We start from the raw sequence: 24421 nt of genomic DNA on the forward strand, positions 1-24421 counted from the left end.
CGCCTCAACGCACCACCCCAGCGGTGGTGTGCAAGTCTCAACGTCCGAGCCAGGCTCGGTATTCACTTGATTAATGCGGGTTCCCGGTTGTTTTCCAGGAACCACACAGGGACGCGAACAACTCACAACAGCGATTCGGTTTGAACGTCATGTGTGTTCAAGCCACTCGGCCTATTAGTACCGGTCGACTCCACACGTCACCGCGCTTCCATCTCCGGCCTATCAACCCGATCGTCTACCGGGGGCCTTACACCCACAAAGGGGTGGGAGAACTCATCTCGAGGAAGGCTTCCCGCTTAGATGCTTTCAGCGGTTATCCCGACCGAACGTAGCCAACCAGCCGTGCCCCTGGCGGGACAACTGGCACACCAGAGGTTCGTCCGTCCCGGTCCTCTCGTACTAGGGACAGACCCTCTCAATTCTCCTACGCGCACAGCGGATAGGGACCGAACTGTCTCGCGACGTTCTAAACCCAGCTCGCGTGCCGCTTTAATGGGCGAACAGCCCAACCCTTGGGACCTACTCCAGCCCCAGGATGCGACGAGCCGACATCGAGGTGCCAAACCATCCCGTCGATATGGACTCTTGGGGAAGATCAGCCTGTTATCCCCGGGGTACCTTTTAGCCGTTGAGCGACACCACTTCCACACGTAGGTGCCGGATCACTAGGCCCTGCTTTCGCACCTGCTCGACACGTCCGTCTCACAGTCAAGCTCCCTTGTGCCCTTGCACTCGCCACCTGATTGCCAACCAGGCTGAGGGAACCTTTGGGCGCCTCCGTTACACTTTAGGAGGCAACCGCCCCAGTTAAACTACCCACCAGGCACTGTCCCCCACCCGGATCCACGGGTGCGGGTTAGACGCTCAAAACGACCAGAGTGGTATTTCACCAACGACTCCACCGACACTGGCGTGCCGGCTTCACAGTCTCCCACCTATCCTACACAAGACGCTTCAGGCGCCAATGCCAAGCTGTAGTGAAGGTCCCGGGGTCTTTCCGTCCTGCTGCGCGAAACGAGCATCTTTACTCGTACTGCAATTTCACCGGGCCTGTGGTTGAGACAGCGGGGAAGTCGTTACGCCATTCGTGCAGGTCGGAACTTACCCGACAAGGAATTTCGCTACCTTAGGATGGTTATAGTTACCACCGCCGTTTACCGGCGCTTAGATTCTCAGCTTCGAGAAACAAAGTTCCTCTAACCGGTCCTCTTAACGTTCCGGCACCGGGCAGGCGTCAGTCCGTATACAGCGTCTTACGACTTCGCACGGACCTGTGTTTTTAGTAAACAGTCGCTTCCCCCTGGCCTCTGCGACCCCACCCAGCTCCCCGTGCAAGACGGTTCACCAGACGTGGTCCCCCTTCTCCCAAAGTTACGGGGGCAATTTGCCGAGTTCCTTAACCACAGTTCACCCGATCGCCTTGGTATTCTCTACCTGACCACCTGAGTCGGTTTAGGGTACGGGCCGCCAGTACACTCGCTAGAGGCTTTTCTCGACAGCATGGGATCACTCACTTCACCTAAAACGGCTCGGCATCACATCTCACCCTTCAGCGGTGTACGGATTTACCTGCACACCGGGCTACATGCTTACCCCAGGACAACCATCGCCTGGGCTGAGCTACCCTCCTGCGTCACCCCATCACTCACCTACTACCCCCTCGGGTCGACCGCTAGGCCCAGGACAAGCCCGAAGGCTCAACCCAGGATTCAGGGTCTTAGCATCAGAGGGTTCAGCGTTGGCGCATACCAGCGGGTACGGGAATATCAACCCGTTGTCCATCGACTACGCCTGTCGGCCTCGCCTTAGGTCCCGACTTACCCTGGGCGGATTAGCCTGCCCCAGGAACCCTTGGTCATCCGGCGCACACGTTTCTCACGTGTGATTCGCTACTCATGCCTGCATTCTCACTCCCGCAGCCTCCACAGTTGAATCACTTCACTGCTTCGCCGGCTACAGGACGCTCCCCTACCCATCACACCCCCCGAAAGGGATGCAATGCCACGGCTTCGGCGGTGTGCTTGAGCCCCGCTACATTGTCGGCGCGGAATCACTTGACCAGTGAGCTATTACGCACTCTTTCAAGGATGGCTGCTTCTAAGCCAACCTCCTGGTTGTCACGGCAACTCCACATCCTTTCCCACTTAGCACACGCTTAGGGGCCTTAGCCGATGATCTGGGCTGTTTCCCTCTCGACTACGAAGCTTATCCCCCGCAGTCTCACTGCCACGCTCTCACTTACCGGCATTCGGAGTTTGGCTGACGTCAGTAACCTTGTAGGGCCCATCAGCCATCCAGTAGCTCTACCTCCGGCAAGAAACACGCAACGCTGCACCTAAATGCATTTCGGGGAGAACCAGCTATCACGGAGTTTGATTGGCCTTTCACCCCTAACCACAGGTCATCCCCCAGGTTTTCAACCCTGGTGGGTTCGGGCCTCCACACCGTCTTACCGGCGCTTCACCCTGCCCATGGCTAGATCACCCCGCTTCGGGTCTACAGCATGCGACTAAAAACGCCCTATTCAGACTCGCTTTCGCTACGGCTACCCGCCACCGGTTAACCTCGCCACACACCATAACTCGCAGGCTCATTCTTCAAAAGGCACGCCATCACGAACAAAGGAAAAACAAGTTCCCCCTCGAGGACGCTCTGACGGCTTGTAGGCACACGGTTTCAGGTACTATTTCACGACCCCTCACCGGGGCACTTTTCACCTTTCCCTCACGGTACTAGTCCGCTATCGGTCACCAGGAAGTATTCAGCCTTACCACGTGGTCGTGGCAGATTCACACGGGATTTCACGGGCCCCGTGCTACTCGGGAACACACCCAGAAGCCACTCGAATTTCGTCTACCGGACTCTCACCGTCTACGGTCGGCCATCCCAAGCCGTTCAACTATCCGAGCAGTTTATAACTCCTCGCCAGCGCGGCAGCACTGACCGGATGGTCCCACAACCCCGCACACGCAACGCCTGCCGGCTATCACACGCGCACGGTTTAGGCTCCTCCGCTTTCGCTCACCACTACTCACGGAATCACTATTGTTTTCTCTTCCTGCGGGTACTGAGATGTTTCACTTCCCCGCGTCCCCACCAACCTGCCTATACATTCAGCAGGCGGCGACACCCCATGACGAGTGCCAGGTTTCCCCATTCGGAAATCCCCGGATCAAAGTCTGGTTGCCGACTCCCCGAGGCATATCGCAGGCTCCCACGTCCTTCATCGGCTCCTGATGCCAAGGCATCCACCGTATGCCCTTAAAAACTTGAACACACAAAACGATCAAAACAAATCGCAGACAAACAACAACACCCCACAACGACCAACCCCCAAAAAGGCCAACCGTTCCGAGACATCATCATTCGCCAGAGATGCTCGCGTCCACTGTGCAGTTCTCAAAAAACAACCGGGCCCACCAAAACCACACCCCCGATAAAGGAATGTGGTCCTGGTCCCGCGATCCAGAGGTCACCCGGGCCTGCGCCCGTTCCCTCAGGACCCAACAGCGTGTCCAACCCACCAGCCGCCCGGAGCTCACCGTTCCCACTCCCCACGCCCCCTGTGACAGGTTCGTCGGGCGGTACTTGCCGAGCCGCACGGCCAGCAGGCTGAGTAGCCAGTGCTCCACATCTATGAGCAGCCACCTGACAGACATCCGCTGTCAACAGTGGCCACCGACCCGGGCCTTCCACAGGGGAAGCAGCCCTGGCCAGTTGTGTGCTCCTTAGAAAGGAGGTGATCCAGCCGCACCTTCCGGTACGGCTACCTTGTTACGACTTCGTCCCAATCGCCGGCCCCACCTTCGACCGCTCCCCCCACAAGGGTTGGGCCACGGGCTTCGGGTGTTGCCGACTTTCGTGACGTGACGGGCGGTGTGTACAAGGCCCGGGAACGTATTCACCGCAGCGTTGCTGATCTGCGATTACTAGCGACTCCGACTTCACGAAGTCGAGTTGCAGACTTCGATCCGAACTGAGACCGGCTTTAAGGGATTCGCTCCACCTCACGGTATCGCAGCCCTCTGTACCGGCCATTGTAGCATGTTTGCAGCCCAAGACATAAGGGGCATGATGACTTGACGTCATCCCCACCTTCCTCCGAGTTGACCCCGGCGGTCTCCCATGAGTCCCCACCCGAAGTGCTGGCAACATGGAACGAGGGTTGCGCTCGTTGCGGGACTTAACCCAACATCTCACGACACGAGCTGACGACAGCCATGCACCACCTGTCACCGGCCCAAAAAGGACCCCACATCTCTGCAGGTTTTCCGGCAATGTCAAGCCTTGGTAAGGTTCTTCGCGTTGCGTCGAATTAAGCAACATGCTCCGCCGCTTGTGCGGGCCCCCGTCAATTCCTTTGAGTTTTAGCCTTGCGGCCGTACTCCCCAGGCGGGGCGCTTAATGCGTTAGCTACGGCGCGGAATCCGTGGAAGAACCCCACACCTAGCGCCCAACGTTTACGGCGTGGACTACCAGGGTATCTAATCCTGTTCGCTCCCCACGCTTTCGCTCCTCAGCGTCAGTACAGGCCCAGAGAACCGCCTTCGCCACCGGTGTTCCTCCCGATATCTGCGCATTTCACCGCTACACCGGGAATTCCATTCTCCCCTACCTGCCTCTAGTCTGCCCGTATCCACCGCAGACCCACGGTTAAGCCGTGGGCTTTCACGACAGACGCGACAAACCGCCTACGAGCTCTTTACGCCCAATAATTCCGGACAACGCTTGCGCCCTACGTATTACCGCGGCTGCTGGCACGTAGTTAGCCGGCGCTTCTTCTGCAGGTACCGTCACGTTAGCTTCGTCCCTGCTGAAAGAGGTTTACAACCCGAAGGCCGTCATCCCTCACGCGGCGTCGCTGCGTCAGGCTTCCGCCCATTGCGCAATATTCCCCACTGCTGCCTCCCGTAGGAGTCTGGGCCGTGTCTCAGTCCCAGTGTGACCGGTCGCCCTCTCAGGCCGGTTACCCGTCGTCGCCTTGGTAGGCCATCACCCCACCAACAAGCTGATAGGCCGCGAGCCCATCCCCAACCGAAAAACTTTCCACCACCAGACCATGCGACCAGTGGTTACATCCGGTATTAGACCCAGTTTCCCGGGCTTATCCCAGAGTCAGGGGCAGGTTGCTCACGTGTTACTCACCCGTTCGCCGCTCGAGTACCCCCGAAGGGGCCTTTCCGCTCGACTTGCATGTGTTAAGCACGCCGCCAGCGTTCGTCCTGAGCCAGGATCAAACTCTCCATTAAGGCCTAACGACCAACCAAGGCGCGAACCCCAGCCGGCCAAACCTCGAAGAAAATCCCAGCAAACACAAAACCCCAAGGGTCTGTGCATTGCCTCAAAGAAATCCCAGACCACCCCCACACGGGGACGGTCACGGGGCGGTCCAGCCACAACAGGCCGAACCGATAAAGGCACTGGCTTTTAACACGCTGTTGAGTTCTCAAGAAACGGACACCCACCGCGCTGGATTCGCTTTCGCGTTTCCCGCTCCGGGGCGACTCGTCTTACTTTATCGGATTCTTCCGGGCTGTCAATTTCCCGGCTTCTCCGATACGCCTTTCCGTTGCCACTTGCGCGGCGCCTTCCGGGCGGTGGAGCTATTTCATCAGATCCGGCCCGATTGTCAAAACGAGCCTTTTCTGACCCAACACAACACAGCAGACACGGCAAGACCGCGTCGGCTGATCGAGTGGTGGTTTCCCCGTTGTTCGGCCGGCCGCCATGTGGGCGTCCTGCATCCGTGTGGGGACGAGGGGTTAACTTACGTGATCGACGCGCCGTCGTCAACTCGACGCCGATTCGGCGTGACCTGGCAGGATCTTCGTGTTTGAGTGGGAACCCGGCGTACCTGATCGCCATCTATCTACTTGAGTCAACCCAGCCCAAGTACCGGAGGACCGAACATGGCCTACCCGCCCGCGCCCCCGCCCGGCCCCGCCCACAGTGCCGGACCGCCCCCGAACCACCTCCCGTGGGCGATCGCGACCACGATCCTCTGCTGCCTGCCCGCCGGGATCGTGTCCATCGTCTTCGCCGCCCAGGTCAACTCGAAGTGGATGTCGGGCGATCAAGCGGGCGCGTACAAGGCGTCGAACAACGCGAAGACGTGGGCGATCGTGTCCGCGGTGCTGGGCGTGATCGTCGGCGTCATCTACTTCTTCATCGCGATGGCGAGTTCCAGCAGCACCTGACCATGACCGCCGAGCAGCGGCCCGCCCTGCGCACGCCGGGCGGGCCGATCCCTGAGCAGTCGGGCGGCAGCCGTGACCGGACACCGGTCGCGGCCGCCGTCCGGCTGCTTCAGCCTGGCGGTGTGCTGTTTCTCACCGTCGCGGCCGTCTCCCTTGTCGCCGTCGTCGATCCGAACGAGGAAGGGCACTACCCGACCTGCCCGTTCCTCTCACTGACCGGGTTCCAGTGCCCTGGGTGCGGTTCGATGCGCACTGTCCACGCGCTGGCGCACGGCCGGGTCCAAGAGGCATTCGCCTTGAACGTCCTGACCGTGGTGATGCTGCCGCTCCTCGCGTTCTTCTGGCTGAGGTGGGCGCGAGCCCGCACCCTCGATCGGCCGGCGCGCACGAAGGCGGGTCACCCGGCCCTGATCTGGCTCCTGTTCGGAGCGATCGTCGTCTTCTGGGTGGTCAGAAACCTCCCGTTCGGCGCGTTCCTGGCCGCATGACTCGTGGAGCGAAATCCCCAAGGTCACCCTCGCAGGCCAGCAATGCATGCTGACCGAGGCCACGGACCGCATCCCGCCAAAGCTCGCCCGACATGGGCAGGCGGACGCATGTCGACCGTCGACGGCACATCGAACTGTCGGACGGCAGCCTCTCGATCGCGACGCTGGTTTGGAACGCAGGGAGTCAGACCCCGGTCGTCCCGCAGAGCGACCTGCCCCTGACAAGCACGACCGAGTGAAGGTCGCCGGATACCTCACCGTCGACGGCCACGAGTGACAGCGATCGTCGTCCGACACACCGGCCGTAGATCTCCATGGCTCGCCCTCGGCTCGAATATCGGCGTCCCGCTCGCCGAACCTCGCGACTGGGTGTTGCGCTCGCCGCTCGCGATCTGGACGTCTGCCAGGTGTGGGCGATGCCCTTCGGTGGACGTTCCCCAAGCAAGCCGACACCGTCGCGGACGTCGGCAGCGCTAGCTCACGATCGACCGCCGCCCACGGCCCACGCAGCCGCCGAACCGGCCTGGGCGTCCGCCACGACGGCGGACCGACGGCGGTGAGCGCGCAGCCGCCCAGCGCAGCTCGGCCCATCCCATCTGCGGCAGCACCCGCCACGCCCGCCACCTCGCCGACGCGGTCCCAATCGAGAGGATCAGCCCTGCAGCCCGCGGCCCCCGCGGGACACCAAACGACAACCATCGGCAACCTCTCTGGGTGAGCCGGACGGCCAACGCGACACAGACCGTACACAGACAGCCACGCCATTGCGTTCGGCCGCCATCGGCAGCCTCCGGAGGCAAGCGGAAAAGTCCGCGCGACGTACAACGCACCGAGGCGGGACGGCCACACCACCTAGCCGGACCACCACCGACACCCAACGACCCAGCAGACGACGAACCAGACTCAGTAAGCGGAAACCGCCCGCGGCCTCCGAAGACGAGACGGCCACCCACCGCGCTTGGCCTCTCGCGGCGCCTAGCGACACAGCCAGCGACGAACCCAGTAGAACGTCATCTTGTTCGGTGAGTCGGTGGTGGCAGATCAGCGCGACGGCGACGAAGGCCATGAAGGGCTCGGGCTGGTGTTCGTAGCGGCGGTGTAGGCGGCGGCAGCCGCTCAGCCAGCACACCGTGCGTTCCACGACCCAGCGGTGCCGTCCCAGCCGGTCGGAGGGCTCGGCGGGCGACGTGCGGGCGCCCAGCTCGTCCTGACACCGGCTGGTGACCCTTGGCCCACGCCCGCGCGGCGCCCCACTCGGTGAAACGTCGGTGCGCGGTGGGACTCGACGGCCCGAACACCGGCGGCATCTGCTGCCAGGTGCAGGCGGTGGTGGCCACAAAGGTGATCGCCCCAGCACCTCACGATCCCCGTACCGGCGCCCTGCGGCTCGGAGCGGGCGGCACCACCTGCTAGAACACTCCCACAACTCCAGTGGCGTCTAACAACGAGGGTGGCTGGCCTTGGACGGGTGAGGGCGTGCGGGATATCGCGGTGCTGGTCGAGGGGGCTGGGGAGACAGCCCTGGACGGTTCCGCTCTCGCTTGTAAGCAAATGGCTCTATGTTGACATTCATTAGTTCGCAGCCATTGGGAGGCTCTGGTGCCAGCCAGCCTGAAGCGGATCCGCGAGACCATGGACGTCAAGCCCACTCCTCGGAACAAGGGTCTGACGCTTACGTTGAAGCTCACTGCCTACGACAACGGCATGCTGGAGCTCGACACAGTGCCATTGAACGATCACAAGAACGACGATGACGTCACCGGATGGTTGGCTGCGGCGGAGGTCATCACCGCGACACTCAACGAGTTTCACCGTCAGGTGGCGGCTCGGGCGGATAGTGCGGCCGGCTAGCCGAAGGTCAGCGAGATGGCAACTGTGCTGCTCGTGGTCAGCGAAGTGTGGATGGTCTGCGCGGCGGCGGTGAGAGAGCCCAGGCCGGTGGTTGGACGCCTTGAATTGTCATTGCTGGATTGATCAGGTATAGGCGATAGACCAAGTCCCGAAAGTCTTCGCTGACGCTTCCAAAAGCGGGGTTACGGTACCTGCGATGTGGATCGAGAAGGTAGGTCGCTTGCCACATCCGGAGCCCTCCGCCGTTCCAGCGGACCCGTGCGAAGCCGAATCCCCCGCGGGCGTGCGCGGGGACGTTGATCTCGTTGATGCGCCGCACATCGACAACGATGCGCCGCCCCAGGGTGGTGATGGTCAGCCCACCATCGCCCGTCAACACCACTTTCTGCGCGAGGAAGAAGTTCGTGACAAGGACCGTCGCAACGGTGACCGCCGGGAGGGCCACGTAGGACAGACGCCCTGCTTGCACGGCCCACCCATACAGCGGAGAGAAGGCCAACGCCACCAGAACCCCGGGGATCCAACGGATTCCCACCGGCAGGTGTGACCGATAGTGCAGAGAAGTCCGGTACATGTCGTCACTCTGCGCCATCGGCCCCGGCTCCACCGTGTTCGATTATCACCCCGACCTTCAGTGTTACATTCCAGAATCCCTTCGCCAAGAGGATGGTGATCGGAGACGACCGGCGTCCCCAGTGTCCTCGGCGCTTGCCCATGCGTACGGTCCGGCCATGGCAGAAGAGTCCTCGATCACCCCTGTGCGGGGGGGGCGCGTCCGAGCAGGCACCGGATCTGCTTCCCCCGCAGCACGGTGGCCGTTGACGCAGCGGTCCGCCTTGCGCGAGGGTCAGGCCGTCGCTTGGTCGCTGGCGCTGACCCGGTGATGCGGCCGCTTGTCAACGAGTGGGGCGGGCGGTGGTTCAGGTGGGGTTGGTGAAGGTGGGTGGGCGCTTTTCGAAGTAGGCGTGGACGGCCTCTACCTGGTTGGGGGTGCCGCGCAGGGCGCCTAGCGTGCGGGATTCTTCTAGGTACTGGCCGGCCAGGTCGACGTCGCCGGCGCGGTTGAGGAGGCGTTTGGCGCCGCGGACGGCGTCGGGGCTGTTTCCGGCGATCTCGCGGGCCAGCTCGGTCGCCGCGGTGTGCGGGTCGTCGGCGGTGCGGGTGGCCAGGCCGATCCGGGCGGCCTCCTCGCCGGAGACCATCCGGCCGGTGAAGGTGAGCTCCTTCGCGACGTCCTCGCCGACGAGGCGGATCAGCGCGGCGGTGCCGGTCATGTCGGGCACCAGGCCCCAGCGGATCTCCAGGATCGACAGCTTCGCGTCCGGGGCGACGATGCGGATGTCGGCGCCGAGCGCGATCTGCAGGCCGCCGCCGAGGGCGTGGCCGTGCACGGCGGCGATGACGGGCTGCGGCAGCTCCCGCCAGACGTGGGCGGCCTGCTGGCCGAGGTTGGTGATGCGGCCCGGTTCGCGTGCCGTGATGTCCTGCGCCAGCCGCCTGAACCGCTCGCTGCCGCTGTCGGGGGCGCCGTCGCCGGCCATGGCGGCGAAGTTGGCGAAGTCCAGGCCGGCGCTGAAGGCGCGTCCCTCCCCTGAGAGGACGACGGCCCGCACGGACGGGTCGGCGGCGAGGGCGTCGCCGGTCTGGGCGAGCGCGTCGAACGTGGCCATGTCGAGGGCGTTGAGCTTGTCGGGCCGGTTGAGCCGCACGTCGGCGACTCCTTCATGGACGTTCACGGTGACGCGGTCTGTCATGCGGGACTCCTTCCGTGTTGGCGCCCCGCCAGTCGAGGGCGGGATCAGGTTACGGGAACGATCCGGGCCCCGGTGAGCCGGCCGTCGTGGACGTCGAGGAGGCCGAGGGTGCCGTGCGGCTGGCGGCGCCGGTCGGTGGGCGACCCCGGGTTGAAGATGCGGACGCCGTCGCCGGTCTCGTCCAGCGGGATGTGGGAGTGGCCGAAGACGACCAGGTCGGCGTCCGGGAACCAGCGCCGCATCCGGGCCGTGCGGCCGCGGGCCTGGCCGCTGTCGTGGACCATCGCGACGGCGAGGCCGTCCAGGTCGAGTTCGAGGCGTTCGGGGGCGCCCCACGCGGCGACGTCCGGGCCGTCGTTGTTGCCGAGGACGGCGTGGACGGGCGCGTACTCGGCCAGCTCGTCGAGGACGGACGCGGTGCACACGTCTCCGGCGTGCAGGATCACGTCCGCGTCCCGCAGATGCTCGGCCACCCTCGGCGGGCACGACTTCCAGCGCCGCGGTGCGTGGGTGTCGGAAATGGCCACCGCTCTCACACGTCTCATTGTCCCGCACGCAGCGATGGTCTCTGGATGCCGGCCCGCCACGACGGGTGCCGGGGTCGCCAGTCGAGGCGGCGGCGGGCACGGCTGTTGTCGGCGCCGCGCAGCCCGTTCATGAACGCCGCGCTCCAGGAGCCTTTGGTGAGGCGGGCGAGGATAGCGGGGACGTGCTTGGGGGCGGGGGCGTCCAGCAGTGCGGCGTACTCCGGGAGGAACTCGCCCATGGTGACCGGTGTGTCGTCCACGACGTTGAGGACGCCGGTGACGTCCTTGTCGAGCGCGGCGACGACCGCGGTGGCGGCGTCGTCGGCGTGGGTGAACGAGAGGGTGGAGTGCCCGCCGCCCAGCAGGGGGACCTTGCGGGCGCGGACGCGGGCGGCGAAGGACCCGTCCGGCGCGTAGGGGGATCCGGGTCCGTAGAGATGGCCGTACCGCAGGACGAGTCCGCCGGCCTCGGCGGTGAGGCGTTCGAGTTCGATGAGGGCGTGCAGGACGGGCGCGAACCGCTTGGGCGTGCGGTCGGTCCAGAGCGGCGCGTCCTCGTCGGCCAGGCCGGTACCTGGTTGGTAGGCGTAGGCGAGGCTCTGGGCGAGGACGCGGGTTGCGCCTGCCCGCTGCGTCGTCTCGTAGAGGGTGCGGGTGCCCTCGGTGTGGAACCGCTGGGGGGCGGTCAGGAGGTTGACTACGGCGTCCGGCGCTGCCTTCGCCACGGCGACGGCACTCGCGGGCGGGCGCGCGAGGCAGGACACCTCGTGCCCGACGGCCTCCAGCAGGGGGACGAGCCTGCGTCCGATGACGCCGGTCGAGCCCACGACGAGAACACGCATGCCGGCTCCCTGGTCCGTCCCGGCCGTGCCGCCGGGAAACGACGGTTTCGGGAACAGGACGGGCCAGGTGCCCGCGGTGTGACGTCGCCGCGCCGGGGCCGGGTGATTTTGCCACGCCGGAATCCGGACACGAGTGGGAAACAACTGTAAGCGCGGTGTCATTACGCGGTGCTGACCAGCAGAGTTAGTCTCGGAGTTCCTCGCGTTCGTCCAAAAGGATTCCGGCCGTACGCCCCCGGTCGTTCCGACACGGCGACCCAGCACCGCGAGGGCACAGTGAGGGCGGCCGGGCCCCGAGGTGGATGACCACTCCCTTGCACCGGCCTCGGGGACCGGCCGCCGCTCCGCGTGCGCTACGAGGTCAGGTAGAGCTTGCGGTCGAAGACCCCGGAACCGGGCGTGCTCTCCCCGCGGGCGATGGCGGCGCCGCTGCCGGTGCCGTTGGACGGGCACAGCCCGCTGCTTCCCGACTGCCGCACGAGCGTGATGTTGTCAGAACGGCCCTGGGCGTCGTCCCGGTCGGGCAGCGGGCGGTTCGGGTTGTCGCGGTTGTAGACGTCGAAGACGAGCCCTTCGGTGTCACCCGTGCGGAATCCGTAATAGCAGGTGACGGTGAGTCCGAGGACCTTTCCCTCGATCTTGAACCGCAGGTCGCCGTTGATGGACAGGGTTCCGTCGCGTCCTCCGGAGACGGGGTCGTAGGCGACCTGGCCGCTGTTGTCGGGCAGGTCGCCGAGGTCGAGATCGGTCGGCGGGGAACTGAAGCCGTTGGACGTCTGGCAGGCGCCGATCGACGCGGCGGTCAGTTCGCCGGCGCCCGTGGGCACGACGGTTCCCTGCAGTTTCGCGCTCTCGCACGAGCCGGTCACCTTCGAGCCCAGGAAGTCGATGGAGAAGTCGAGCGTGCCGACGGTGGAGACCTGCCAGTTGCCGGTGTAGGGCGCTCCGGTGGCGTTCTCCTCACGGATCGTGGTGGTGGCGGCGGACGCGGCGGGGACGGCCAGCGCGAGCGCGGCGGACGCGGCGGCCAATGGCGCGGCCAGCTTGATGGGAGCCTTCACGGGGGTGCCTCCTCGGGGAGAGGGATTTGGTTTTTTCTACCCGAATGGCCACGGAAATCAAGACCCGATCAGCAGTATTACCCCAATTTATCGCGATCCGCTAAAACACCGGGTCCGACCACTAAGCACAACGTGATATCGCCCGCCGAAATTGGGCGTCCCGTGCGTAGATATCGGGAAGGCGCGCGGCCGGGGTGGGAGGTATGGACGGAACCCGGCCGCGCGCCTGGTCTGGTTAGCGGAACACCGGCTTCATGGCGTACACGCGGTTGGGCTTGTTGTAGCCGAAGAAGACGCGGGTGCCTCGCCCGGCGGGCGCGACGGCCAGGCCTTCGCTCTCCCCGGTCAGCGGGATCGTGATCGCGTCCAGGATCGTGCCGGCCCGGTCCAGCACCGTGATGGTGTTGTTGGTGTAGTAGAGGACCTTGTCCCCGGCCATCTCCAGCCCCTGCGGGACGCCCTGGTAGCCGAGGTCGAAGGTCGAGCGGACGTTGCCCTTGAGGTCGGTGAACGCGAACACGAACGGGCCCCGGTCGCCCGGCCCGGCGTGCACGAGCAGGCCGTCCCGCCGGTCGTCGACCGCGGCGAGGCCGGAGTTGCCGAGGGAGGAGAAGTCGATGGTGCGGACGATCTCCGGCTCGCCGCGCCAGTCCACGACGTTGACCTTCGTCGGGTTCGTGCCGCCGCCGGTGGCGACGTAGAGGAGGCCGTCCCGGTCGCGGATGCTGATCTCGGCGGCGTGCCCGACGGCGAGCGGCGCGCTCTCCTTGATCGTGTTGCCGTCGCGGTCGTACTCGCGGATGACGCCGTTGCCGCCGCCGACGTCGAAACCGACGTAGAAGCTGCCGCGGGCGTAGGCGAGGCCCTGCATGTTGTCGGTGTGGGGGACGTTGAAGAGCAGGTCGAAGGTGTAGGACGGTCCGGCGGCCGCGGCGGGGCGGGCGCCGGCCAGCAGGGCGGCTCCGGCGAGCGTGGCGGCGCCCGCGTAGCCGAGGACTCCGCGGCGGGTGAGAGCGACCTCGCCGAGTCCGGGTGTGCGCATTCGTGCCTCCTCGTGGTGGGGGTTTCGCGGGGCTCTAGGGGCGGGCCGACCGGGCGGCCTGCCGCACCTCGGGGTTGGCGCAGTGCAGGAGGGGCTCGCCGCGCAGGTGGCGGCCGACGTCCTCGGCGATGATGCGGGCGGCGTTGGCGGCGGTCTGCTTGCTGGCCCCGGCCAGGTGCGGCGTCACGATGATGTTCGGGGTGGTCAGCAGCCGCGACCCGGCCGGGATGGGCTCCTCGGGGAAGACGTCGAAGGCGGCGGCGAACAGGTGCCCGGACTCGGCGGCGTCGCAGACCGCCTCGTAGTCCAGCAGCGATCCGCGGGCGCAGTTGACGATGATGGAGCCCTGCGGCATGGCCGCGATCTGCGCGGCGCCGATCATCCCGGTGGTCTGCGGGGTGGCGCGGGCGTGCAGCGAGACGATCTGCGCCCGCGCCAGCAGCTCGTCCAGGGTCACTTGCTCGGCGATGCCGGACAGGTCGCCGAGGTCGTCCAGGTACGGGTCGTGGACGAGGACGCGGGCGCCGAGCGCGGCGAGCATCCGCGCGACGCGGCGGCCGACGGCGCCGCAGCCGACCAGGCCGGCCGTGCTGCCGCGGATCTCGACGCCGACGTCGTCGTAGCGGTAGTAGTCGCCGCGCCACTGCCCGGCGAGCAGGTCGGCGTGCGTCTGCGGGATGCGGCGCACCGCGGCGAGGATCAGGCCGAGGGTGTGCTCGGCGGTGGCGTCGGCGTTGCGTCCGGGCGCGAAGCAGACGGCGACGCCGTGCTCGGTGGCGGCCTCCAGGTTGGCGTTGACGGGCCCGCCGCGGCTGATGCCGAACAGCCGCAGGGCGGGCGAGGCCTCCAGGATGCGGCGGGTCAGCGGCGCCATCTGGGTGACGCAGACCTCGGCGCCGCGCAGCGCCTCGATGAGCTGCTCCTCGGTCCCGGACGCCTCGTCCACCTCGGCGACGCGCCCGAACGGCTCGACCGGCCACGGCAGCGTGACCTCCGAGAACTCCAGGTTCCCGGGCGCCTCGGCGCGCAGCGCCCCGATGAGCAGCTCGTTGCGGACGAAAAGGTCACCGGCCGCGAGCACGCGGGTACTCATTCATCGCTCCAGTGGGGTGTTGAACTCCAGGAGGGCGGCGTCGCCGTCCCGGAGCCGGATCTCGGTCAGTGCGCAGTTGCCCAGCGACGGGAACCGCCGCCGGTAGTCCTTGAGCGGCACCCCCAGCAGCCGGCAGAGCGCCAGCCGGATCGCCGTGGAATGCGCGACGACGAGGACGCGTCCGCCGGGCGTCCGGCGGGCGATGTCGTCCAGGCAGCCGGTGAAGCGGCGCGCGGCGGCCGCCGGGTCCTCGCCGCCGGGCAGGTGGCCGGCGACGGGATCGGCCAGGAACGCGCGCAGCGCGGCGGGGAACTTGCGCTCCATCTCGGCGCGGGTGAGGCCCTCGCCCTGGCCGAAATCCAGCTCGCGCAGCCGTTCGTCGACGTGGAGCCGCCCGCCGATCGCCTCGGCGGACAGCGCGGCGGTGCGCCGGGCGCGGGTCAGGTCCGAGCACCACACCGCGTCGGGCCGCGCGTCGGCCGCCCATGCGGCGAGCTGACCGGCCTGCTCCATGCCGCGCGGGGTCAGCGCGACGTCGCTGGTCCCGGCGTACCGGTTCTCGGCGTGCCACTCGGTCACCCCGTGCCGGACGAGGACGAGGCGCGTCATCGGGATGTCCTCTCGCGTGCGTGCCCGGCGGTCTCGGCGGGCAGCCAGCCGCGCCCTTCCAGCTCGCCGACCAGCCGCAGGTAGGGGGCGTCGAACACGCCGGCCCGGTCCGGGCGCGGGTCGATGACGGTCCGGACGGCGACCATCCGCCCGGCCGCCTCCGCGACGTCGCGGCCGGGCGCGGCGGCGAGGACGGCGGCGCCGAGCGCGGGCTCGGCCTGCCGGGGCAGCACGACCGGGCGCCCGAGGATGTCGGCGCGCAGCTGGCACCAGTAGTCGCTGCGCGCCGCGCCGCCCGTCAGCGTCAGGTCGCCGCCGGTGGGGGCGCCGAGCAGGTCGAGGTGGTCGAAGCAGAGCCGCTCCAGGTAGCCGACGCCCTGCAGGACGGCGGCGAAGTCGTCGGCCTCGTCGCCCGTCCCGCCGAGCCGGAACCCGCGGGCGTCCGGGGCGAGGAACGGGAACCGCTCCCCCGCCGGGACGAGCGGGTAGGCCAGCGCCGCCGCGGGCTCGTGGGCGGCGGCGCGCCGGTCCAGGTCGGCCAGGTCGCGGCCGGGGAATTCGCGGGCGATCGCGCCGGCGCCGGTGCTGGAGGCGCCGCCGGGCAGCCACCGCCCGTCCGGTGCCTTGTGGGAGTAGACGACGCCGAACGGATCGTGGACGAGGTCGTCGGTGACGCCCTTGAGGACGAGCGTCGTCCCGAGGACCGAGTTCCAGGAGCCGGCGGTGAGCCGTCCCGTGCCGAGCTGCGCGGCGCACCCGTCGGTGGCTCCCGCGATGACCGGGGTGCCCTCCGGGAGGCCGGTGGCCTCGGCGGCGGGGCCGCACACCGTCCCGAGGGGCGTCCCGGAGCGTTCCAGCGGCGGGAGCAGGTCGGCGGGGACGTCCAGGGCGTCGAACACGTCCCGCGGCCACGCCTCGGCGATGAGGTCGGCGCCCGTTTTCAGCGCGCTGCTGAGGTCCGCGGCCACCGGATGGCCGGTCAGCCGCCGGTTGACGAAGTCGGTCTGGTGGGCGAGCCGGGCTCCGCCGCGCGGGCGGCCGTCCAGGAGCCAGAGCAGCTTCGGCAGGGCCCAGGCGGGCTGCATGCGCTGGTAGCCGAGCCTCCGCCACACCTCACCGCCGGCGTCGTCGACCCGCGGCACGTATCCGGCGGCGCGCGTGTCGTCGTACATGAGCGCCGGGGTGAGGGGCCGTCCGCCGGTGTCGGTGAGGAGGATCGTCCCGGACGTGCCGTCGACGGCGACGCCCTGGACCGCCGCGGGCGGGACGTCCCGCAGGGCCTGCCGGCACGCGGCGGCCATGGCGGTCCACCAGTCCTCGGGGTCCTGCTCGTGCCGGGGGCCGTCCCGGTGCCCGGTCAGCGGACGGCTCCCGGAGCCGGCCACGGTCCCGGACTCGGTGACGGCCAGCGCGCGCACCCCCTGCGTCCCCAGGTCGACCCCGACCCACACGGCCTCCGCGTCGGGCACGGCGCTCACAGGCCCGCATCCTCCGGCCGGGCGTCCTCATCGGGCGGGCGGGGTGTCCCCGGGGCGGTGCGGGCGCGGGCGGCGGCGAGAGTGGGCCAGGCGCGGGCCGTCGCGGTGCGGACGGCCAGGAAGTCCTCGTACGCCTGCGCGTAGTGGGCGGCGCGGGCGGCGTCCGGGGTGTAGGAGTCGCCGGGGCGGATGTGGGCGTCGGCGGCCTCGCGCGCGTCGCGGGCCCGGCCGGTCGCGAGGATGCCGACGATGAAGGCGCCGCGGGCACCGGACTCGGCGTCGGCGGACCGGACGACCGGGACGCCCGTGACGTCGGCCAGCATGCCCAGCCAGATCGGGCTCGCCGAGCCGCCGCCGCTCACCCGCAGCTCGGTGGGCCGGGTCTCGGCCGCGGTCAGGCAGTCGCGGACGACCAGGCTCAGTCCCTCCAGGACGGCGCGTGCCAGGTGCTCCCGCTCGTGGTCCACGGTGAGGCCGTGGAAGGCCCCGCGGGCCCGCGGGTCGAGGAACGGTGCGCGCTCCCCGGCGGGCGACAGGTACGGCAGGAAGACCAGGCCGCCCGCGCCCGGCGGGACCCGCACCGCCAGCTCGGCGAGGTCGGCGGGGGCAGTGAGGCCGAGGATCCGGCAGGCCCAGTCGACGACCTGCCCGCCGGCGAGCGTCGGGAAGGCCCGCAGGTAGCGGCCGGGCAGGCCCATCGCGACCGTGAGCCCGGACGGTTCGCCGGCGAGGCGGGGCCCGTCCACGACCATCTCCGTGCACAGCGTCGTGCCGAGGATCGTGCAGGCCTGGCCGGTGTCGACGGCGCCGGCGCCGATCGCGGTGGACGCGATGTCGTAGGGGGCGAGGACGACGGGGACGCCGGCCGGCAGGCCCAGCTCGGCCGCGGCGTCCGGGGTGAGCGGGGCGGTGCGCCGGTCGTCGCCGCGCAGGCCGGGAAGCAGGCGCCGGGCCCATTCCATGCCGTACAGGCGCAGCAGGTCGTCGCTGTAGCGGAGCGCGGCGATGTCCATGAACGGCGCGGACGCGTCCGAGCCGTCCACCGCGATCTCCCCGGTGAGGCGGGAGAAGATCCAGCCGCCGCAGGTCAGCGACGCCGCCGAGCGGGCGAGCCGGTCGGGGTCGTGCTCGCTCAGCCAGGTCAGGATCGCGTTCGGCAGGCCCGCGAAATGCAGCGAGCCGTTGACCCGGAACGCCTCCTCCAGCACCCCGGACGCCGCCCAGCGCTCGACGGCCGCGGCGGCGCGGCCGTCGTTCCACAGGATCGCCGGGCCGGTGGGGGCGCCGTCGCCGTCCACCAGCCAGCTTCCGTCGCCCTGCGCGGTGAGCGCGAGCAGGTCGGCGCCGGTGCCGGTCCGGGCGAGGACCTCGCGGACCGCGTCCACGACGGCCCGCCAGACCTCCGCCATGTCCTGCTCGGCGTGGCCCGGCGCGGGCCTGGTCACCGCGGTGGGCCGCCGCGCGACGGCGAGCTCGGTCCCGTCCCCGGCGTACCCCACCGCCTTGATCATCGTGGTCCCGGCGTCGACGCAGACGACCGTCATCGGCTCCCCCGTCCGTTGCGTAGTGATCCCATCGTGCGGTCAGGCGCGCCCGTGCGTGGCGCGCGACCTGCGGGCCATCGAGTCCAGCGCCACGGCCAGCAGCAGGACGGCGCCGGTGACCATGAAGCGGTAGGACGAGTCGAGGTTCAGCAGCGTCAGCCCGCTGGAGATCGACTGGATGACCAGGATGCCGAGCAGCGCCGCGAACGCGTTGCCGCGCCCGCCGAACAGGCTCGTCCCGCCGATGACCGCCGCCGCGATCGCGTTCAGGTTGACGTCCCCGCCGCCGCTGCTCTGGTTGGCCGCCGCGAGCCGCGCCGCCGCGAGGATGCCGCCGATCGCGGCGAGCGCGGTGCACATGACGAACGCCGAGGTGTAGATCGTCTTCACGTTGATGCCCGCGCGGCGGGCCGCCTCGACGTTCCCGCCGACCGCGTACATCGACTTGCCGTACTTCGTCCTGGAGAGGGCGTAGTGCGTCACCAGCACCAGCGCCAGGAAGAGGACGAACATCCACCCGACCCCGCGGTCCCGGTTCAGGTACCAGACCGCCACGCCGAGCCCGGCCAGCAGCACCGCCGCGCGGAGGATCAGCGTCCGCTCGGACGTCGCCGGCAGTCCCGCCCCGCGCCGCCGCGCGGCCCGGTTGTGGCCGGTCAGGTAGAGCGCGGCCGCCGCCACGACGACCAGCGTGTAGGCCAGCCACGGCGGGAGGAAGTCGAGCTGCGCGAACGTCACCATCCGCGAGTCGAACGGCAGGTTGATCGACCCCTTGGGGCCGAGGATCCACAGTTGCAGGCCGAGCCAGCCGAGCAGCCCGGCCAGGGTGATCACGAAGCTGGGCACGCCGAGCCGGTTGAACACCTGCGCGTAGAACCAGCCGAGCGCGACGGCCAGCGCCACCGCGGCCAGGACCGCCAGCCAGGACGGCCAGCCGTGGTCGACGAACAGCACCGCGACCACGGCGGCGCTGAGCCCGCTGATCGACCCGACGGACAGGTCGATCTGCCCGACCAGCAGCATGAACACCACGCCGAGCGCGATCACGCCGACCGGCACGCACTCCAGCGCCAGGTTGACGAGGTTGGCGCTGGACAGGAAGACCGGGTTGAGGATCTGCATCACGGTCCAGATCACCACCAGCCCGGCGACGACCGGCGCCACGCCGAGGTCGCCGCCGCGGACCCGGTCGGCCATCGCCGCCAGCGCACCGCGCACGCCCCGGTCACCGGACGCGTCCGGCGGCCCGCCCTTCATCTCCGGCGGCGCCAGGAGATCACTCATCACCGGCTCCCTTCCTCACCCTGCCCCGCACGGCCCGCTCCCCCACCCCGAAGTCACCGATCCCCGCACTCTCACCCGCCGCCTCTTGACCCCCCGCGCCTCCCCCAGGCTTCGCGCCTCCCCGGGCCTGCGCGCCGCCTCGGGCCACCGCGCCTCCTCGCGACGCCGCGCCTTCTTCAGGCGCCGCGTCCTCTTCGGGCGTCACGTCCTGTCCAGGCGCCGCGCCGCCTTCGGGCGCCGCGTCTCCTCGGGACGCCACGTCATCTCCGAGCGGCATGCCCCCTCCAGGCGCCGCATCTCCTCCAGGCCCCGTGTCCTCTCCGGACGCCGCGCCGCCTCCAGGCGCCGCGTCTCCTCGGGGCGCCACGTCCTCTCCGGACGCCGCGCCGCCTCCAGGCGCCGCATCTCCTCCGGGCGCCACGTCCTCTCCGAGCGGCATGCCTCCTCCAGGCGCCGCGCCCCCTCCAGGCGCCGCGCCCCCTCCAGGCGCCGCGCCCCCTCCAGGCGCCGCGCCGCCTTCGGGCGTCGGGTCTCCTCCGGGGGTTGCGGCTTCTTGGGGGGTTGCGTTGTCGTCCGCGGCGGTGCTTTCCGTGGCGGTGGTGGCCTTGCCGGCGCGGCGGCTCACCACGTTGTCCGTGGCGCCGGTGATGGCGGCGACCAGTTCCTCGGCGGATGTCGTCCGGGCGTCGAACACGCCGTTGTTGCGGCCGAGGCGGAGCACGGCGACGGTGTCGGCGACGGCCGTCACGTCCGCCATGTTGTGGCTGATCATGATGACGCCGTGCCCGCGCTCCCTGAGCCGCTCGATCAGGTTGAGCACCTCGGCGGTCTGCGCGACGCCGAGCGCGGCGGTCGGCTCGTCCAGGATGATGACCTTCGGGTCGCCGAGCAGCGAGCGGGCGATCGCCACCGTCTGCCGCTGGCCGCCCGACAGCGCCGCGACCGGCACCCCCACCGAGGGGATCTTCGCCGAGAGCTGGGTCAGCAGCTCCCGGGAGCGGACCTCCATCGCGACGTCGTCCAGGCGCAGCGCCCGCATCTCGCGGCCGAGGAACAGGTTCTCGATCACGTTGAGGTTCTCGCAGAGCGCGAGGTCCTGGAAGACGGTCGCGATCCCGAGCTGCTGCGCGGCGGCCGGGGTGGGGATGGTCACCTCCCGCGACTCGAAGGTGATGGCCCCCGCGTCCGGCGCGTGCACGCCGGACAGGACCTTCACGAGGGTGGACTTCCCGGCCCCGTTGTCGCCGACGAGGGCGACGACCTCGCCGGCGGCGACGTCGAGGTCGACTCCGGTGAGCGCGGCGACCGCGCCGAACGACTTGCTCACGCCGCGCAGCGACAGCAGGGTGCCCGCCGCGCCGGCCGGTGGAGTGGGCGATGGTGACATGACGAACCTTCGGGAGATCTCTACTGGAGGCCGAGCTTCGCGCAGGCCGCCGCGTACTCGGCGGTGCAGACCTTGTCGGTCTTGAGGGCACCGTCCGGGCCGAGCAGGACCTTGCCGATGTTGTCCTTGGTGACGACGGTCGGGGTGAACAGCTCCGACGGGGTGCCGAACAGCGTCGTGTTGCCCTTGGGGGTCTCGCCCTGGACGAAGGCGTGGGCGGCGTTGGCCGCGGCCTCCGCGACGATCTTGATCGGCTTGGAGATGGTGTTGTACTGGTCGCCGGCGATGATCCGCTGCGCGGCGGCCAGCTCGGCGTCGTTGCCGGTGACCGGCGGGACGTCCACGCCGGCGGCCTTGAACGCGGCGATCGCGCCGCCGCCCGTGCCGTCGTTCGCCGCGACGACGCCGGCGATCTGCCCGCGGTACTTGCTGATCTGGCCGCTGACCCACGCCTGGGCCTTCGCGGGCTCCCAGCCGGGGGTGTCGTACTCGGCGAGCAGCTTGAACCCGCTCGGGTCGACGGCGCTGTGGATGCCCTTCTTGATCAGGTTGGCGGCGGCGTCCGTCGGGGAGCCGTTGACCTCCAGGATGCCGCCCTCGGCCTTCTCCTTCTTCAGGTGGTCGACCAGCGACCGGCCGATCAGCGCGCCGATCTTCTCGTTGTCGAACGAGACGTAGTAGTCGGCCTTGGCCGCCGGGATGGGGCGGTCGTAGGCGATCACCTTGACGTCGCGGGACTGCGCCATCCGGACGATCGAGGCCGCCGCGGCGGAGTCGACCGGGTCGATGACGATCACCTTGGCGCCCTGGGCGAGCACCGAGCTCGCCTGCTGCTGCTGCTTGGACGCGTCGGCGCCGGCGTTCTGGTACAGCACCGTGCAGCCGCCGCACAGCTCCTTGGTCTTCGCCTTGAACAGGGGGGCGTCGTACAGCTCGTAGCGGGTCGAGGCGATGTCCGGCATGAGGAACGCGATCTTGGCGTTCTTCGCGTCGCCGCCGCCGGATCCCGGGCTCTTGGACGAGCACGCCGCTATCGGGGCGAGCACGGCGAGCGCCGCGGCCGTCGCGGCCGCCGTCCTGAGGGAGTGCTTCTTCACTGAGTTCTCCTCGGTGTACGCCCGTGAAGAAGGGCGGGGAGCCGATGCGGCGGCCGTGTGACCGGGGCCACCGCCCGTCGCGGTGAGAACGTAACACTAGAAACGTTAGAACTGTCAACACTCGGACGTTAAGTAACTTGGTCTTGGGTGTTAGTTCTAACGCCCGGTCAGCGGCGCGAGCGGGCGGCGACCGCGTACTCCACCTGGCGGTTCGCGAGGTCCCCGAGCGCGGCGGGCGAGGCACCGTCGTCCACGATCACGCGGTCGAAGGCGGAGAGCGGGGCCACCCGGTGGAGCGCGGTGCGGCCCAGCTTCGTGTGGTCCACCAGCAGGACGCTGCGCACGGCGCTGCGCAGCATGGCCCGCTTCACCCCGACGACCCGCTGCTCCTGGTGGCAGACGTCGCCGCCCGACACCGCCGACGCCGACACGAAGCACAGGTCGGCCCGCAGGGACTCGATCATCTCCACGCACGAGACGCCCATGAACGAGTTGTGCAGGGGGTCGTGGTCGCCGCCGAGGGCGATCAGCCGGATGCCCTCCGCCGCGGCCAGCAGGTTGAGCCCGTCGAGGAAGTTGGTGACGATCGTCAGCGGGGCGAGGTCGCGGAGCCGCCGGCCGACGGCCAGGGCCGTCGTCGAGTCGTCGAGCATGACCGCCATGCCGGGTTCGACCAATTCCACGGCCGCCGCGGCGATGGCCTCCTTCTCCTCGCGCATCGACAAGGCCCGGTAGGCGACGCTGCTCTCGAAGACCCCCGACCGCAGGGCGGTGACCCCGCCGCGGTACTTGCGGACGACGCCCTGCCGTTCCAGCTCGTCCAGGTCACGGTGGATCGTCATGAGGCTGACGCCGAACCGCTCGGCGAACTCCGCCGCCGTCCCCGAGCCACGGGCGAGCACCGCCTCGGCGATGGCGTCCCGCCGCTCGGCGGGCGCCCGCCGATGCCGGTCGCTCATGCCCCGCTCCTCCGTCCGGACGGCGCTCGCGCGCGACGCCAGGACAGAAAGTTAACATCATGAATGTTAAGACCTCAACTCCCCCGGTCATCGACCGGCGGGTCTGAATGATCACCGGGTGAGGTGCTCGCGGTCGTGCGGGGCGTCCCAGTCGGCCTTGTACGGCTCCACCCCGATGCGCAGCGGGCCGTCGTTGAGGAAGGGCGGCTTGTCCACGTGGAAGGCGGAGAAGTCGGTCGTGTCGCGGAAGGCGGGCCGCTGATAGAGGTCGCGGGCGTAGCCCCACAGGTTCGGGAAGTCGGTCAGCCCCCGCTCGCTGATCCGGCCGAGGGGGTTGTAGAGCAGGTCGAAGCGCGCCAGGGTCACCCACAGGCGGACGTCCGATTCGGTGATCGTGCCGCCGTGCAGGAATCGGCGGGAGTCGAGCCGCTCCTCCAGCAGCTCCAGCGCCGTGATGAGCCCTTCGCGGGCGTCCTCGTAGGCGTCCTGGGTGGTGGCCCCGGCGACCTTGTAGGTCCCGTCGTTGACGTGCTCGTAGATGTAGGCGTTCAGGTAGTCGATCTCGGGGCGGAGTTCGGGCGGGTAGAGCCGCACCGACGGATCGGCCCACTCGGTGAACGCCGTGCCGAGGTCGATCGTGATGTCGGGGAAGTGGTTGCTGACGATCCGTCCCGTCTCGCGGTCCCAGAGGACGGGCACCGACAGGTGGCCCGGGTAGCCGGGCTCGGTGGCCTCGTACGCCTCCTGCAGGAACCTGAAGCCGTTGACCGGGTCGGCGCCGCGCCGCTCGCGGAACGCCCAGCCGCGAGCGTCCCGCTCGTCGTCGACGTAGGAGAGGGAGACCACGTCGTCCAATCCGGTCAGGATGCGGACGATGGCGGTGCGCTGCGCCCAGGGACAGACCCATGCCACGTACAGGTGGTAGCGGCCGGGCTCGGCGCGGAATCCGCTGGCCCCGTCGGACGTGATGCGGCCCTGGAATGGGTAGAGCGGCCGTTTCCATCCGTTCTTCACGTCGACTCGGCCCGGCCCGTAGGCACCGTAGGCGCCGACGTCGGCGGGGCTCGCGTAGGCGGGCCCGGTCTTCGGCGTGGTCATGGCGTCCCCTCCAACTGATTACAACCTTCAAAGTAGGAAAACTGAATTTTGACGTCAACCGGGTGGCGGGACGGGGGGCGCGCGTGATCCACGTCACCTCGGGCAGGGGT

Annotated in this window: 17 protein-coding genes, 2 rRNA genes and 2 pseudogenes; 3 read left to right on the top strand and 18 right to left on the bottom strand. The window is 68.7% G+C overall.

Translation table 11 applies throughout. The features are described 5' to 3' along the window. Window positions 1-153: 153 nt before the first annotated feature. Window positions 154-3275: ribosomal RNA gene (locus K8Z49_RS07780) — 23S ribosomal RNA — on the bottom strand. Window positions 3276-3732: 457 nt separating this feature from the next. Beyond that, window positions 3733-5249: ribosomal RNA gene (locus tag K8Z49_RS07785) — 16S ribosomal RNA — on the bottom strand. The 16S and 23S rRNA genes sit together here, the layout of an rRNA operon. A gap of 660 nt (window positions 5250-5909) precedes the next feature. Here K8Z49_RS07785 and K8Z49_RS07790 point away from each other — a divergent pair. Further along, window positions 5910-6197: a CD225/dispanin family protein gene (locus tag K8Z49_RS07790; protein ID WP_021598272.1), complete on the top strand. Its 288-nt coding sequence runs from the start codon at window positions 5910-5912 to the stop codon at window positions 6195-6197. 2 nt (window positions 6198-6199) lie between these two features. Continuing rightward, entirely contained in the window at window positions 6200-6685 is a 486-nt protein-coding gene (locus K8Z49_RS07795; protein ID WP_256255866.1) for a DUF2752 domain-containing protein, read from the top strand. A 1021-nt stretch (window positions 6686-7706) separates the two neighbouring features. On the opposite strand, the pseudogene K8Z49_RS07800 reads toward K8Z49_RS07795, so the two are convergent. Further along, window positions 7707-8084: pseudogene (locus K8Z49_RS07800) on the bottom strand (transposase); the annotation flags it as partial. A 200-nt stretch (window positions 8085-8284) separates the two neighbouring features. Here K8Z49_RS07800 and K8Z49_RS07805 point away from each other — a divergent pair. Further along, complete coding sequence (locus K8Z49_RS07805; RefSeq protein ID WP_021598276.1) at window positions 8285-8536, top strand: hypothetical protein; 252 nt, start codon at window positions 8285-8287, stop codon at window positions 8534-8536. Between the two features lie 37 nt (window positions 8537-8573). Here K8Z49_RS07805 and K8Z49_RS07810 read toward each other — a convergent pair whose 3' ends face one another. The 15 genes and pseudogenes from K8Z49_RS07810 to K8Z49_RS07880 all read right to left on the bottom strand — a co-directional run bounded on the left by K8Z49_RS07810 (window position 8574) and on the right by K8Z49_RS07880 (window position 24311). Continuing rightward, window positions 8574-9128: a hypothetical protein gene (locus K8Z49_RS07810; RefSeq protein ID WP_412517900.1), complete on the bottom strand. Its 555-nt coding sequence runs from the start codon at window positions 9126-9128 to the stop codon at window positions 8574-8576. Between the two features lie 328 nt (window positions 9129-9456). Next, window positions 9457-10290 carry a crotonase/enoyl-CoA hydratase family protein gene (locus K8Z49_RS07815; protein ID WP_021598277.1) on the bottom strand — a complete coding sequence of 278 codons (834 nt, stop codon included), beginning with the start codon at window positions 10288-10290 and terminating at the stop codon, window positions 9457-9459. Window positions 10291-10334: 44 nt separating this feature from the next. Beyond that, a complete protein-coding gene (locus K8Z49_RS07820; RefSeq protein WP_024936404.1) occupies window positions 10335-10826 on the bottom strand; it encodes a metallophosphoesterase family protein in 492 nt (163 codons plus the stop codon). Window positions 10827-10831: 5 nt separating this feature from the next. Continuing rightward, entirely contained in the window at window positions 10832-11659 is an 828-nt protein-coding gene (locus K8Z49_RS07825) for an NAD-dependent epimerase/dehydratase family protein (protein WP_021598279.1), read from the bottom strand. Between the two features lie 353 nt (window positions 11660-12012). Next, the gene (locus K8Z49_RS07830; protein ID WP_021598280.1) at window positions 12013-12720 is read right to left on the bottom strand and encodes a hypothetical protein; all 708 of its coding nucleotides are present in this window, start codon (window positions 12718-12720) and stop codon (window positions 12013-12015) included. A 235-nt stretch (window positions 12721-12955) separates the two neighbouring features. After that, complete coding sequence (locus tag K8Z49_RS07835; protein WP_412517901.1) at window positions 12956-13762, bottom strand: hypothetical protein; 807 nt, start codon at window positions 13760-13762, stop codon at window positions 12956-12958. A gap of 34 nt (window positions 13763-13796) precedes the next feature. Continuing rightward, window positions 13797-14855, bottom strand: a complete 1059-nt coding sequence (locus K8Z49_RS07840; protein ID WP_024936403.1) for a 2-hydroxyacid dehydrogenase — start codon at window positions 14853-14855, stop codon at window positions 13797-13799. Next, window positions 14856-15464, bottom strand: coding sequence for a histidine phosphatase family protein (locus K8Z49_RS07845; RefSeq protein WP_412517902.1), 609 nt, complete (start codon window positions 15462-15464; stop codon window positions 14856-14858). After that, window positions 15461-16942: an FGGY-family carbohydrate kinase gene (locus K8Z49_RS07850; protein ID WP_412517903.1), complete on the bottom strand. Its 1482-nt coding sequence runs from the start codon at window positions 16940-16942 to the stop codon at window positions 15461-15463. The genes K8Z49_RS07845 and K8Z49_RS07850 overlap by 4 nt, the downstream gene beginning before the upstream one ends. Beyond that, entirely contained in the window at window positions 16939-18486 is a 1548-nt protein-coding gene (locus K8Z49_RS07855) for an FGGY family carbohydrate kinase (RefSeq protein WP_412517904.1), read from the bottom strand. Before K8Z49_RS07855 ends, K8Z49_RS07850 begins: the two co-directional genes overlap by 4 nt. Before the next feature lie 39 nt (window positions 18487-18525). Continuing rightward, a complete protein-coding gene (locus K8Z49_RS07860) occupies window positions 18526-19770 on the bottom strand; it encodes a sugar ABC transporter permease (RefSeq protein ID WP_021597107.1) in 1245 nt (414 codons plus the stop codon). 586 nt (window positions 19771-20356) lie between these two features. After that, window positions 20357-21157, bottom strand: a pseudogene (locus K8Z49_RS07865) (ATP-binding cassette domain-containing protein); the annotation flags it as partial. Between the two features lie 20 nt (window positions 21158-21177). Continuing rightward, complete coding sequence (locus tag K8Z49_RS07870; RefSeq protein WP_412517905.1) at window positions 21178-22254, bottom strand: sugar ABC transporter substrate-binding protein; 1077 nt, start codon at window positions 22252-22254, stop codon at window positions 21178-21180. Between the two features lie 167 nt (window positions 22255-22421). Beyond that, on the bottom strand, window positions 22422-23213 hold the full coding sequence (locus K8Z49_RS07875) for a DeoR/GlpR family DNA-binding transcription regulator (protein WP_021597104.1): 792 nt from the start codon (window positions 23211-23213) through the stop codon (window positions 22422-22424). A 111-nt stretch (window positions 23214-23324) separates the two neighbouring features. Beyond that, entirely contained in the window at window positions 23325-24311 is a 987-nt protein-coding gene (locus K8Z49_RS07880; RefSeq protein WP_412517906.1) for a glutathione S-transferase C-terminal domain-containing protein, read from the bottom strand. Window positions 24312-24421: the final 110 nt, after the last annotated feature.

The organism is Actinomadura madurae, assembly GCF_047130825.1.
GTDB lineage: Bacteria > Actinomycetota > Actinomycetes > Streptosporangiales > Streptosporangiaceae > Spirillospora > Spirillospora madurae.

Coding starts and splice junctions, on each gene's coding strand:
- K8Z49_RS07860 (WP_021597107.1), bottom strand. CDS start 19,770: ATGAGTGATCTCCTGGCGCCGCCGGAGATGAAGGGCGGGCCGCCGGAC.
- K8Z49_RS07835 (WP_412517901.1), bottom strand. CDS start 13,762: ATGCGCACACCCGGACTCGGCGAGGTCGCTCTCACCCGCCGCGGAGTC.
- K8Z49_RS07790 (WP_021598272.1), top strand. CDS start 5,910: ATGGCCTACCCGCCCGCGCCCCCGCCCGGCCCCGCCCACAGTGCCGGA.
- K8Z49_RS07815 (WP_021598277.1), bottom strand. CDS start 10,290: ATGACAGACCGCGTCACCGTGAACGTCCATGAAGGAGTCGCCGACGTG.
- K8Z49_RS07880 (WP_412517906.1), bottom strand. CDS start 24,311: ATGACCACGCCGAAGACCGGGCCCGCCTACGCGAGCCCCGCCGACGTC.
- K8Z49_RS07840 (WP_024936403.1), bottom strand. CDS start 14,855: ATGAGTACCCGCGTGCTCGCGGCCGGTGACCTTTTCGTCCGCAACGAG.
- K8Z49_RS07825 (WP_021598279.1), bottom strand. CDS start 11,659: ATGCGTGTTCTCGTCGTGGGCTCGACCGGCGTCATCGGACGCAGGCTC.
- K8Z49_RS07795 (WP_256255866.1), top strand. CDS start 6,200: ATGACCGCCGAGCAGCGGCCCGCCCTGCGCACGCCGGGCGGGCCGATC.
- K8Z49_RS07810 (WP_412517900.1), bottom strand. CDS start 9,128: ATGGCGCAGAGTGACGACATGTACCGGACTTCTCTGCACTATCGGTCA.
- K8Z49_RS07875 (WP_021597104.1), bottom strand. CDS start 23,213: ATGAGCGACCGGCATCGGCGGGCGCCCGCCGAGCGGCGGGACGCCATC.
- K8Z49_RS07845 (WP_412517902.1), bottom strand. CDS start 15,464: ATGACGCGCCTCGTCCTCGTCCGGCACGGGGTGACCGAGTGGCACGCC.
- K8Z49_RS07855 (WP_412517904.1), bottom strand. CDS start 18,486: ATGACGGTCGTCTGCGTCGACGCCGGGACCACGATGATCAAGGCGGTG.